Annotated in this window: 12 protein-coding genes and 2 pseudogenes; 8 read left to right on the top strand and 6 right to left on the bottom strand. The window is 66.9% G+C overall.

Annotated elements, in window-relative coordinates:
• Positions 1-338: pseudogene (locus tag RWO33_RS15935) on the bottom strand (protein-(glutamine-N5) methyltransferase, release factor-specific); the annotation flags it as partial.
• 309 nt (positions 339-647) lie between these two features.
• Here RWO33_RS15935 and ahpC point away from each other — a divergent pair.
• The 5 genes from ahpC to RWO33_RS15910 all read left to right on the top strand — a co-directional run bounded on the left by ahpC (position 648) and on the right by RWO33_RS15910 (position 5,568).
• Positions 648-1,211 (top strand): alkyl hydroperoxide reductase subunit C, encoded by a 564-nt coding sequence (gene ahpC, locus RWO33_RS15930; protein WP_068849365.1) that lies wholly within the window; start codon positions 648-650, stop codon positions 1,209-1,211.
• Between the two features lie 166 nt (positions 1,212-1,377).
• Positions 1,378-2,970, top strand: coding sequence for an alkyl hydroperoxide reductase subunit F (gene ahpF / locus RWO33_RS15925; RefSeq protein ID WP_314106153.1), 1,593 nt, complete (start codon positions 1,378-1,380; stop codon positions 2,968-2,970).
• A 92-nt stretch (positions 2,971-3,062) separates the two neighbouring features.
• Positions 3,063-4,019, top strand: a complete 957-nt coding sequence (gene oxyR, locus RWO33_RS15920; protein ID WP_145481588.1) for a DNA-binding transcriptional regulator OxyR — start codon at positions 3,063-3,065, stop codon at positions 4,017-4,019.
• 127 nt (positions 4,020-4,146) lie between these two features.
• A complete protein-coding gene (rnk, locus tag RWO33_RS15915; protein ID WP_145481587.1) occupies positions 4,147-4,554 on the top strand; it encodes a nucleoside diphosphate kinase regulator in 408 nt (135 codons plus the stop codon).
• Between the two features lie 51 nt (positions 4,555-4,605).
• Positions 4,606-5,568 carry a transaldolase gene (locus RWO33_RS15910; protein ID WP_314106149.1) on the top strand — a complete coding sequence of 321 codons (963 nt, stop codon included), beginning with the start codon at positions 4,606-4,608 and terminating at the stop codon, positions 5,566-5,568.
• A gap of 527 nt (positions 5,569-6,095) precedes the next feature.
• Here RWO33_RS15910 and msrA read toward each other — a convergent pair.
• Both msrA and RWO33_RS15900 read right to left on the bottom strand, forming a co-directional pair.
• The gene (msrA, locus tag RWO33_RS15905; RefSeq protein WP_314106156.1) at positions 6,096-6,746 is read right to left on the bottom strand and encodes a peptide-methionine (S)-S-oxide reductase MsrA; all 651 of its coding nucleotides are present in this window, start codon (positions 6,744-6,746) and stop codon (positions 6,096-6,098) included.
• 30 nt (positions 6,747-6,776) lie between these two features.
• Positions 6,777-7,043, bottom strand: a complete 267-nt coding sequence (locus tag RWO33_RS15900; RefSeq protein WP_314106147.1) for a DUF2007 domain-containing protein — start codon at positions 7,041-7,043, stop codon at positions 6,777-6,779.
• Between the two features lie 154 nt (positions 7,044-7,197).
• On the opposite strand from RWO33_RS15900, the gene RWO33_RS15895 reads away from it, so the two are divergent.
• From RWO33_RS15895 to rlmM, 3 genes are read left to right on the top strand one after another with little or no spacing between them, the layout of a single operon-like run.
• Positions 7,198-8,946: a glutamine--tRNA ligase/YqeY domain fusion protein gene (locus tag RWO33_RS15895; protein WP_314106145.1), complete on the top strand. Its 1,749-nt coding sequence runs from the start codon at positions 7,198-7,200 to the stop codon at positions 8,944-8,946.
• A 29-nt stretch (positions 8,947-8,975) separates the two neighbouring features.
• Complete coding sequence (locus RWO33_RS15890) at positions 8,976-9,536, top strand: nucleoside deaminase (protein WP_145481583.1); 561 nt, start codon at positions 8,976-8,978, stop codon at positions 9,534-9,536.
• Positions 9,537-9,560: 24 nt separating this feature from the next.
• On the top strand, positions 9,561-10,598 hold the full coding sequence (rlmM, locus tag RWO33_RS15885; protein ID WP_314106143.1) for a 23S rRNA (cytidine(2498)-2'-O)-methyltransferase RlmM: 1,038 nt from the start codon (positions 9,561-9,563) through the stop codon (positions 10,596-10,598).
• A 15-nt stretch (positions 10,599-10,613) separates the two neighbouring features.
• Here the strand turns inward: rlmM and RWO33_RS15880 are convergent, their stop codons facing one another.
• The 3 genes and pseudogenes from RWO33_RS15880 to RWO33_RS15870 all read right to left on the bottom strand — a co-directional run.
• Positions 10,614-11,024 (bottom strand): hypothetical protein, encoded by a 411-nt coding sequence (locus RWO33_RS15880; RefSeq protein WP_314106141.1) that lies wholly within the window; start codon positions 11,022-11,024, stop codon positions 10,614-10,616.
• A 168-nt stretch (positions 11,025-11,192) separates the two neighbouring features.
• A complete protein-coding gene (locus RWO33_RS15875) occupies positions 11,193-11,615 on the bottom strand; it encodes a hypothetical protein (RefSeq protein ID WP_314106139.1) in 423 nt (140 codons plus the stop codon).
• Between the two features lie 121 nt (positions 11,616-11,736).
• Positions 11,737-11,975 (bottom strand): annotated as a pseudogene (locus RWO33_RS15870) (UbiH/UbiF family hydroxylase); the annotation flags it as partial.

Below are 11,975 nucleotides of genomic sequence, written 5' to 3'. Positions count from 1 at the left end.
GCCTCGGGCAGGCGCTCCAGCGCCAGCTCCACCAGCCGCTCGGTTTCCGGGCGCGGTATCAGGGTGTCCGGGCTGACCGCCAGGTCCAGCGTCCAGAAGCCGCGCCGGCCCAGCAGGTAGGCCACCGGCTCACCGGCAAGGCGACGCTGCAGCAGCTCGGCGAACGCCTGGCCGCTGGCGGGGTCGACCAGGTCGGTGGCGTGCGCGAACAGCCAGCTGCGCTCCCGCCTCAGCACGTGCAGCAACAGCAGCTCGGCCTCGTGCCGCCCGTCCGCCCCGGGCAGCACGCGGGCGGCGTCGGCAAGCAGCGTGCGGATCTCCTGCGGGGCAGCGGTCATGGCGGGCCTGGGCGACGGTGGGGGCGCAGTGTAGGTCAATCGCGGCAACGGCCGGGCTGAAAGTCTGTTCAGCCTGGCCGTGGCGCGGATAAGCAATGACTATCGAGGCGCCCTACCCCCGTTTTCGCCACATCCCTTGCGCGGCAAGGGATCTGTCATGAATCCAGCCGATCATTCACTCGCCGATCAGCCCTTTTCGATAGACTATGTCTATTGCATAGATGGAATCAATGCATTGTCCTTATCGGAAACAAGCCGCTAACCTGTGTTGGTCGCTTCACCCATCCCCCTTCACCACGAGGAAATTCGATGTCGCTCATCAATACCCAGATCAAGCCGTTTGAAGCCAACGCCTACCAGAATGGCGAGTTCATCAAGGTTTCCGACAGCACCCTGAAGGGCCAGTGGTCGGTCCTGATCTTCATGCCGGCCGCCTTCACCTTCAACTGCCCGACCGAGATCGAGGACGCCGCCGACCATTACGCCGAGTTCCAGAAGGCCGGTGCCGAGGTGTACATCGTCACCACCGACACCCACTTCTCGCACAAGGTGTGGCACGAAACCTCGCCGGCCGTCGGCAAGGCCCAGTTCCCGCTGGTCGGCGACCCGACCCACCAGCTGACCAACGCCTTCGGCGTGCATATCGCTGAAGAAGGCCTGGCCCTGCGCGGTACCTTCATCATCAACCCGGAAGGCGTGATCAAGACCCTGGAGATCCACTCCAACGAGATCGCCCGTGACGTGTCCGAGACCCTGCGCAAGCTGAAGGCTGCCCAGTTCACCGCCGCCAACCCGAACCAGGTGTGCCCGGCCAAGTGGAAGGAAGGCGAGAAGACCCTGACCCCGTCGCTGGACCTGGTCGGCAAGATCTAAGCCCCCGGTTCCACGCAGGTCCCATCCCCATTCCCGTCCAGACGGGAGTGGGGGTGAACCCAAGCCGGTGCCCATCCGCGCCGGCTTTGGTTCACCCCCATGCCGCCCAGATGTACCGTAGCGGTACGTCGACGCAGTTCCTTTGCCTGAATCAAGGAGTTTTTCGATGTTGGATGCCAACCTCCAGTCGCAGCTGAAGACCTACCTGGAACGCGTGACCCGGCCGATCCAGATCACCGCGCATGCCGACGACGGCGCCAAGTCGCAGGAAATGCTCGAACTGCTTGAAACCCTGGTGGGGCTGTCCAACCAGATCACGCTGGACGTGCGCCGCGATGGCGCCGAGCGTACCCCCTCGTTCGCGCTGACCACCCCGGGCCAGGACATCCACCTCGCCTTCGCCGGCTTGCCGATGGGCCACGAGTTCACCTCGCTGGTGCTGGCGCTGCTGCAGGTGGGTGGGCACCCGTCCAAGGCCACCGCCGAGGTGATCGAGCAGGTGCAGTCGCTGGAAGGCGAGTACCGGTTCGAGACCTACTTCTCGCTGTCCTGCCAGAACTGCCCGGACGTGGTGCAGGCGCTGAACCTGGCGGCGGTGCTGAACCCGCGCATCCAGCACGTGGCGATCGACGGCGGGCTGTTCCCGGCCGAAGTCGAAGCGCGCCAGATCATGTCGGTGCCCACCGTCTACCTCAACGGTGAAGTGTTCGACCAGGGCCGCATGAGCCTCGAACAGATCGTGGCCAAGCTGGATACAGGCTCGGCTAAGCGCGACGCAGAGAAGATCGCGGCCAGGGCGCCGTACGACGTGCTGGTGATCGGCGGCGGTCCGGCCGGTGCCGCCGCGGCGATCTACGCCGCGCGCAAGGGCATCCGTACCGGCGTGGCAGCCGAGCGTTTCGGTGGCCAGGTGCTGGACACCATGGCGATCGAGAACTTCGTCTCGGTCAAGGAAACCGAAGGCCCGAAGCTGGCGACGGCGCTGGAACAGCATGTGCGCGAGTACGACGTGGACATCATGAACCTGCAGCGCGCGAGTGCGCTGGTGCCGGCCGGCGACGATGGCCTGGTCGAGGTCAGGCTGGAAAACGGCGCGTCGCTGAAGTCGCGCTCGGTGATCCTGTCCACCGGTGCGCGCTGGCGCCAGATGAACGTGCCCGGCGAAGACCAGTACCGCAACAAGGGCGTGGCGTACTGCCCGCACTGCGACGGTCCGCTGTTCAAGGGCAAGCGCGTGGCGGTGATCGGTGGCGGCAACTCCGGCGTTGAAGCGGCGATCGACCTGGCCGGCATCGTGACGCATGTGACCCTTCTGGAGTTCGACGACAAGCTCCGCGCCGACGAAGTGCTGCAGAAGAAACTGCGCAGCCTCGGCAACGTGACCATCATCACCAGCGCGCTCACCCAGGAAGTGCTGGGCGATGGCCAGAAGGTCAACGGCCTGGTCTACCTGGACCGGGTCGGCGGCGACTCGCACCGGGTGGCGCTGGAAGGTGTGTTCGTGCAGATCGGCCTGCTGCCCAACACCGAATGGCTGAAGGACAGCGTGGCGCTGTCGCCGCGCGGGGAAGTGGTCATTGACGACCGTGGCCAGACCAGTGTTGCTGGCGTATTCGCCGCAGGTGATTGCACAACCGTACCCTACAAGCAGATCATCATCGCGATGGGTGCCGGCTCGACCGCGGCGCTGAGCGCCTTCGATCACCTGATACGTACTACCGTTCCCAAGAGCAGCGGCGCTGTCGCCGAAGCTGCCTGAAACGTCGGGTCCCCGGTTCGCCGGGGACCCTTTTTGCCTGCTGGGTAAACCACGCCATCACCCGGTCCATTACCGTTTAGAGGTACAAGGAAATGAACCTACGTGATCTGAAATATCTGGTGGCGCTGGCCGACCATCGCCACTTTGGTCGCGCGGCGGCGTCCTGCTTCGTCAGCCAGCCGACGTTGTCGACCCAGATCAAGAAGCTCGAGGATGAGCTGGGCCTGCCGCTGGTGGAGCGTGCCCCCCGCAAAGTCATGCTGACCCCGGCCGGGGTGGAAGCCGCTGCACGTGCGCGCGTCATCGTGGCCGAAATCGAACAGATGAAGGAGGCGGCACGGCGCAGCCGCGATCCGGAAGCCGGCGCGGTGCGGCTGGGCATCTTCCCGACCCTGGGCCCGTACCTGCTGCCCCACGTGATCCCCAACATCCGCGGGCGCTTCCCGCAGCTGGAGCTGCTGCTGGTCGAGGAAAAGAGCGACGAGCTGCTGCACCGCCTGCGCGACGGACGGCTGGACGCGGCGCTGCTGGCGCTGCCGCTGGACGACGACCAGCTGCACGCCGAATTCCTGTTCGAGGAGCCGTTCCTGCTGGCGGTGTCGGGGCAGCATCCGCTGGCGCGCCGCCATCATTTGGACGTGCAGGAGCTGTCCTCGCAGAAACTGCTGCTGCTGGAGGACGGGCACTGCCTGCGCGACCAGGCGCTGGCGGTATGCCGGTTGTTCGGTGCCAACGAAAAGTCCGAGTTCCGCGCCACCAGCCTGGAAACGCTGCGGCAGATGGTCGCGGCCGACGTCGGCATCACCCTGCTGCCCACGCTGTCGGTGAAGCCGCCGGTGCCGCGCTCGGACAACATCCGCCTGCTCGACTTCGAGGGCGAGGACCGGCCGAGCCGGCGCATCGCGATGGTCTGGCGCCGCAGTTCGGCGATGACCGGTTTCCTGGAGCAGCTGGCCGAGCAGTTCAAGCGCCTGCCCGAGAAGCTGTTCGAGCTGGACATCGGCGAAACCGACCCGGCCCCGCCGCGCGCGCTGCAGCCCCGGGTATAGACGCGTCGCTGAACCGGCAGCGGCGCAACGGTCGCATCCGCCGCGGATAGGCAGCACAATAGGACAAGGCGGTGCCAGCAGGCGCCGCCTTTTGCATGGGCCTTTCCCAACATCACAGGAGTTCCAGATGTCCACCGCCAGCGGCCTGCCGCCTTCGATCACCGTTTCCAGCCGCGACATGAACCAGCTGGAAGCCATGCTTGATTCACCTGCTGTAGAACACACCCCGGCCGGCCAGGCCCTGGCGCGCGAGCTCAACCGCGCGACGGTGCTGGAAGCTGCGGAGATGCCCGAGGGCGTCGTCATGATGCATTCGCGGGTGGAGTGCGAAGATGAGCTGCACGGCGACAAGCACGAACTGACGCTGGTCTACCCGCACGAGGCGGACGTGGACCAGGGCAAGGTATCGATCCTTGCGCCGGTAGGCACCGCCCTGCTCGGCCTGGCCGTTGGCCAGAGCATGGACTGGGATGCGCCCGGCGGCCGCAAGCTGCGCCTGCGGGTGACCGCGGTGCACAATCCGCAGAAGAATTGATCGTCCCTGCCGCGCGTCGCGCAGGGCCCAGGTAACACTCCAGGAGCCGAAATGAGTACCGCAACCCCGTCCAAACTTGCGCAGCTGCGCGATCTGTCGGTGGTGGTCGCCGACACCGGCGATTACGAGGCGATCAAGCGCCTGAAGCCGGTCGACTGCACGACCAATCCGACGCTGGTGAAGAAAGCGCTGGACCTGCCGGTGTATGCGGAGCTGATCGAGCGCGAGCTGGCCTGGGGCCGCGAGCAGTCCAGCGAGCGCGAAGCCGTGGTGCCTGCGGTGGCGGACCGGCTGACGGTCGGCGTGGGTACGCTGCTGAGCACGCTGGTGCCGGGCCGGGTGTCGACCGAGGTCGATGCGGACCTGGCGCATGACACGACGGCGACGGTGCGCAAGGCGCGCGCGTTCATCGCGATGTACGAGGCGGCGGGCGTGCCGCGCAGCAAGGTGCTGATCAAGATCGCGGCGACCTGGGAAGGCGTTGAAGCGGCGCGCCAGCTGCAGGCCGAAGGCATCGACTGCAACCTGACCCTGATCTTCAATCCGACCCAGGCGCTGGCGTGCAGCGAGGCCGGCGCATTCCTGATCTCCCCGTTCGTGGGCCGGATCCTGGACTGGTACGTGGCCAACGGCCAGGCGCCGGCCAGCATCGACGCCGACCCGGGCGTGGTGTTCGTGCGTGGCGTGTACGCCGAGTTCAAGCGCCGTGGTTCGCCGACAGTGGTGATGGGAGCATCGTTCCGCTCCACCGCGCAGATCGAAGCGCTGGCCGGTTGCGACCGCCTGACCATTTCGCCGGACCTGCTGGAAAAGCTGGACGCCGACCACGGCGAGCTGCCGCGCAAGCTGGTGGCAGGTGCCGCCGAAGCGGTGGATGTCACCCCGATCGACGCCGCCCGGTTCGCCACCGACCTGGCCGCCGACCCGATGGCCACCGAGAAGCTTGCCGCCGGTATCGATGCGTTCGCCAAGGATCTGGAAGCATTGCGCCAGACGATCCGCGAACGGCTGTAAGCCGTTCCAGACGTAAGAGTGCATAAGCGGGACGGGTGCAGCGATTGCAGCCGTCCCGTTTGCTTTTCCAGGATCGCGCCAGCAGCAGCGTTTCAGTTCATGCGTGCAGGGGCGGCCGGCGGGCAGCCCCAGATGGTGAGTCGCGGGCGGATGCAAAAGGCAGCCACGCAGGGCGTGGCTCTACGCCGAATGGTCCTGGGGACGGTAGCGTCGGTTCCCGAACGACGGCACGGAACGTCACCGCGCCCGTTAACGCATGAAAATGATCGGCAATGCCGTTGATCTTCCCGTGGCCACTCACACCCTATCGAGGGTCGGCGGGGGCGGGTTTGCGGGACCGTAGAAAACATGGATGTTTTCTACGAGCCCCCATGGATGGGTTCACGGCGTGTCCCGCAAACCCGCACCCGCCGGCCCTGCCCGGGCGATGATTGAACCAACGGCTGTTCGCCCGAATGCGTGAAGCAGCCGGGCAGAGCCCGGCTCTACGGGATCGCGCGCCACCAGGCCGCCCAGCGAAACCGGGATCAGGCGCCCACGCCGATCGGGCAGCTCACGCCGGTGCCGCCGATGCCGCAGTAGCCGTTCGGGTTCTTGGCCAGGTACTGCTGGTGGTAGTCCTCGGCGTAGTAGTACGTTGGTGCAGGGAACTCGATGTCCGTGGTGATCGCGCCGTACCCCTTCACGGCCAGGCGCGGCTGGTAGGCCTCGCGGCTGGCCAGGGCTGCCTCGTGCTGCGCAGACGTCGTGGCATGGATCGCCGACCGGTACTGGGTGCCGGTGTCGTTGCCCTGGCGCATGCCCTGGGTCGGGTCGTGGTTCTCCCAGAACACCTGCAGCAGCTGCTCCACGCTGATGATCGCCGGGTCGTACACCACTTCCACGATCTCCGTATGCCCGGTCAGGCCCGAGCACACCTCCTCGTAGGTCGGGTTCGGGGTCAGCCCGCCGGCATACCCCACCGACGTCGAGTACACCCCCGGCAGCGTCCAGAACTTGCGCTCGGCGCCCCAGAAGCAGCCCATCGCGAAGCGGATGCGTTCCAGGCCGGCAAAGCCGTCCTTGAGCGGGTGGCTGTTCACATAGTGCTGGTTGTGCAGCGGCAACGGGTGCTCACGGCCCGGCAGCGCCTCGTCGGCGCGCGGCAGGCGCTGCTTGAATGCTCCAATGCCCAACAGGCCCTTGGCAATTCCCAACATGGCGGTCTCCTAGGCCGGCGACAGGCCGGCGCTTTCGTCACCGTCGAATATGGGGTCGTCCGCCGTCCCGCCCAAGTCCAGCCCGGCCACGATCTGCTCGGCCTCGGGCCGGGCCAGGTCCGGAATGCAGACCCGCAACACCCCGAACAGCGGCAGCTCGCCCATCCCGCCCAGCAGCTGCTCGCCGAACACGAACGCCGGGATGCCCGCATCCTCCAGCGCGTGCTTGACCAGATGGGCGTCGAACAGGTTGTCGGCCTGGTAGATCACATGCATGGAAGGCTCCTCGCCGCGTTCACCGCAGCATACCCCGCAGACGGTAGCGCCGGCCGTTGGCCGGCCGTCATGAACGGTGGGAGGCGTGCGTACCCCGTCCAACCGCCGGGGGACGCGTTAGACTGTCATTCTTTCTGCCTTCTGCCTTCGCATCATGTCCGAGCCTACTGCCGCCCCCACCGACGCCCTTCCGGAAGCCCCTGAAAAGCGGGATTTCATCCGTCAGATCGTCCGCGAGGACCTGGCCACCGGCAAGCACCAGGCGATCAAGACCCGCTTCCCGCCCGAGCCCAACGGCTACCTGCACATCGGCCACGCCAAGTCGATCTGCCTGAACTTCGGCATTGCCGGTGAGTTCGCCGGCGTGTGCAACCTGCGCTTCGACGATACCAATCCGGCGAAGGAAGACCCCGAATACGTCGCTGCCATCCAGGACGACGTGCGCTGGCTGGGCTTCGAGTGGAACGAGCTGCGCCACGCCTCGGACTATTTCGACGCCTATTACCTGGCCGCCGAAAAGCTGATCCGCGACGGCAAGGCCTACGTCTGCGACCTGTCCGCCGAAGAAGTGCGCGCCTACCGCGGCACCCTGACCGAGCCCGGCCGCCCGTCGCCGTGGCGCGACCGCAGCATCGACGAGAACCTGGACCTGTTCCGGCGCATGCGTGCCGGTGAGTTCCCGGACGGCGCACGCACCGTGCGCGCGAAGATCGACATGGCCAGCGGCAACATCAACCTGCGCGACCCCGCGCTGTACCGCATCAAGCACGTCGAGCACCAGAACACCGGCAATGCCTGGCCGATCTATCCGATGTACGACTTCGCCCATGCGCTGGGCGATTCGATCGAAGGCATCACCCACTCGCTGTGCACCCTGGAATTCGAAGACCATCGCCCGCTGTACGACTGGTGCGTGGACAACGTCGACTTCGCCCATGACGACGCGCTGACCGCCCCGCTGGTCGAGCGCGGCCTGCCGCGCGAAGCCGCCAAGCCGCGCCAGATCGAGTTCTCGCGGCTGAACATCAACTACACCGTGATGAGCAAGCGCAAGCTGATGGCGCTGGTCACCGAGCAGCTGGTGGATGGCTGGGAAGACCCGCGCATGCCGACCCTGCAGGGCCTGCGTCGCCGCGGCTACACCCCGGCCGCCATGCGCCTGTTCGCCGAACGCGTGGGCATCAGCAAGCAGAATTCGCTGATCGACTTCAGCGTGCTCGAAGGCGCCCTGCGCGAAGACCTCGACGCCGCCGCCGCGCGCCGCATGGCCGTGATCGACCCGGTCAAACTGGTCCTGACCAACCTGCCCGACGGACACGTCGAAACCCTGGCCTTCGCCAACCACCCCAAGGACGAGGCGTTCGGCAGCCGCGAGGTGCCGTTCGCCCGCGAACTGTGGATCGAACGCGAAGACTTTGCCGAAGTCCCGCCCAAGGGCTGGAAGCGCCTGGTGCCGGGTGGCGAAGTCCGCCTGCGCGGTGCCGGCATCATCCGCTGCGACGAAGTGGTCAAGGACGCCGACGGCAACATCACCGAACTGCGCGGCTGGCTCGACCCGGAATCGCGACCGGGCATGGAAGGCGCCAACCGCAAGGTCAAGGGCACCATCCATTGGGTCAGCGCGGCGCACGGCGTGCCCGCCGAAATCCGCCTCTATGACCGCCTGTTCTCGGTACCCAACCCCGACGACGAGTCCGAAGGCAGGACCTACCGCGATTACCTGAACCCGGAATCCCGCCGCACCGTCACCGGCTATGTCGAACCGGCAGCGGCCAGCGCCACCCCGGAACAGTCGTTCCAGTTCGAGCGCACCGGCTACTTCGTCGCCGACCGCCGCGACCATACCGCCGCCGCGCCGGTGTTCAACCGCAGCGTGACCCTGCGCGACACCTGGTCGGCGTGAGCCCCACCGAATACCGAAGGTTGTAGACCATGCTGTACGCGCAAGTCCATCTCACCCTGCCGGCCTGGATCCACGACCAGGTCGACCTGGGCCGTGCCCATCCCGGTGACGCGGCCAAGGTCGCGCTGGCCATCGAACTGTCGCGCCTGAACGTCGAGGCCGCGACCGGCGGCCCGTTCGGCGCGGTGGTGTTCGGCCCCGACGACCGCGTCATCGCCGCCGGCGTGAACCGCGTGGTGCCGCACAGCACCTCGCTCGCGCATGCCGAAAACATGGCCTACATGCTGGCCCAGCAGCGCCTGCAGACGCCGCGGTTGAACGACGTGCTGTCGCCGATCACCCTGGCCACCTCCTCGCAGCCGTGCTGCCAGTGCTATGGCGCCACCATCTGGGCCGGCATCGACCGCCTGCTGATCGGCGCCAGCGCGCAGGATGTGGAAGAACTCACCCCGTTCGATGAAGGCCCGCTCCCGGCCGACTGGATCGGTGAACTCAACAAGCGCGGCATCGAGGTCGTGCGCGACATCGAGCGCGACGCAGCGCGCGCGGTACTGCGCCAGTACGGGGAAACCAACGGTGCGCATTACTGATTTCCACACCATCGGCGTGCGTCGATGAGCGGCCTGCTGTGCCTGTGCCGGCAGGGCTTCGAGCCGGAACTGGCCGGTGAGCTGTCCGAGCGCGCGGCCTACGCCACTATCGCCGGCTATGCGCGTACCCAGCGCAATGATGGCTACGTGCTGTTCGCCACCGACGAAGGCGCGGCGCTGTCCAGGGCGCTGCCCTGGCGGTCGCTGATCTTCGCCCGGCAGAAGCTGGTCGTGCTGGCCGAACTGCGCGAGCTCGATCCCAGCGACCGGATCACTCCGATCCTGGCCGCGCTGGAAGGACAGCAGCGGTTCGGCGACATGTGGGTGGAACATCCCGATTCGGATGAAGGCAAACCGCTGGCCGGGCTGGCGCGCGCCTTCGGCAATGCGCTGCGCCCGGCGCTGCGCAAGGCCGGCCTGCTTACCGACAAGCCCAACACGGCCCTGCCGCGCCTGCATGTGGTGTTCGTCGATGGACGCCACGCCTTCGTCTGCGTGGCCGACACCCGCGACAGTGCGCCATGGGCGCTGGGCATTCCGCGCCTGAAGCTGCTGCCCGAAGCGCCCTCGCGCTCGGCATTGAAGCTGGACGAGGCGCTGCTGACGCTGATGAGCCCGGATGAACGCGAACAGCTGGTCCGGCCCGGCATGCGCGCCGCCGACCTCGGCGCCGCGCCCGGCGGCTGGACCTGGGTGCTGACCCGCCAGCACATGCACGTGATCAGCGTGGACAACGGCCCGCTGCGCGAACACGTGCTTGAGACCGGCCTGGTTGAACACCTGCGTGCCGACGGCTTCCACTGGCAGCCCGAGGCGCCGCTGGACTGGATGGTCTGCGACATGGTCGAACAGCCGCGCCGGGTCGCCGAGCGCATGGCCACCTGGTTCCGCGAAGGCTGGTGCCGGCATGCGATCTTCAACCTCAAGCTGCCGATGAAGAAGCGTTGGGACGAAACCCGCCTCTGCCTGGAGCTGTTCCAGGACCAGGCCGGGCGGCCGTTGAACGTGCGCGCCAAGCAGCTGTACCACGACCGCGAAGAGATCACCGTCCTGGCGTGGTGATTGCCGCCGGCCGGGTCAGTCCGTGCCGCGACCGGAGAAGCGTTGGATACGGACCGTCGTATCCAGGGCGACGCGCAGCTTTTCGCGCACGGATTCCGAGTCGGTCCGACCCAACCGGTCACGCAGGTCTTCTGCAAGGTGCCCGACGTTGACCAGCTGGTTGGCGAAGCACTGCGGCGACGGCTGCGCCTGGCTCTCCACCGCGTTCACGAACTGCTGCAGGCGGTCGCTCGCCGGCAGCATCGACCGGGTGTCGTCCCCAGCCTGGCCCACGTTCCTGATCTGGACCAGCAGCGTACGCATCTGCGATGTCACCGCATCGGGTGCCTGCGCCATCGCCCGGGTGGTGAGCGCAAGCGCCTCATCGCGTGTCAGCCTTGGCCACAGCGCACGGATGGGTGGAATCGGAGGAATCGGGGAGGCCATGAAGCTCCTGGAGGTCCGGGAAGACGTGTGGGCGTCGCCAAGCCACCCGTTCCGGATCAGCCACGCCCGTTCAGTCTGCCCGCCAACCGGGGGCGACCACTTGCAGAATTCGATCACTTCGAGCCCGCGGCGACGTAACAACGCCGTCGCCGCAGCGCACACGCCGCTTTACCTGGCCCGGAAATACTTGGTCGGGATGGTGTGCTGCACCTTGAGGATACCGATGTACTTCTCGTGGGTGGCGGTGTAGTCATCGTGGTTGGCACTGCCCGGCGTGCCTTGGTGGCGGCACATGGTTTTATCCATGCGCTTGAGATCGGCAGTGATCACATCGATGCTGGCGCGTGCGTCGCGATAGTCCTGCCGGGTCGGCAATGCGGTGTCGAGCTTCCCGAGGAAGCCTTCCAGGCGGCCTTCCGCGCGCAGGGCGGAGGTGCTCAGGCTGAGCGGCAGGTTGCGCACCGACACCAGTAGTCCCTTGATGCCGTTCGCAGCCACCAGCGCCCGGTTGATCTCCTTGACCTCCCTGGCGGCCGCACTCCGGGGCGCGGCGTGGGACAAAAGGGGCAGGATGAACTTCGGGATCGTCATGAGCGGGGCTTCCGGAAATAGATGGTCGCGGCGGCGCCGCCGGATACCCGGATGGCGCCAGCCGCGCCAAAGTCTGCGCAGCCACGGAGGGCCGCGCTTCCAGTTTTCGATCTTCTTTGACCTACAGGCCGGCGGCGCGCTTCCACAACGCCGACACCAGGGGCGGCCACTTCCCCGCACAGCCCAGCGCACGTCCACGTGCCAGGGTCAGGTGCATCTCGTCGTTGGAGAAAATCGAGTTGATTGCGTCAAAGCCATGCGCGGACACCGTATTCTCGCTGCGGCGTTCACGGGCCCAGCGCTGCAGCCGCTCCGGCGCGGCCCAGTCCTGACGCCGCTGCTGCGCGCGCAGCACCAGCG

This window comes from uncultured Stenotrophomonas sp. (genome assembly GCF_963519925.1).
GTDB classification, from domain to species: domain Bacteria; phylum Pseudomonadota; class Gammaproteobacteria; order Xanthomonadales; family Xanthomonadaceae; genus Stenotrophomonas; species Stenotrophomonas maltophilia_AE.
The sequence above is the reverse complement of the archived record's forward strand: the minus strand, read 5'-3'. Positions and strand labels throughout refer to the sequence as shown.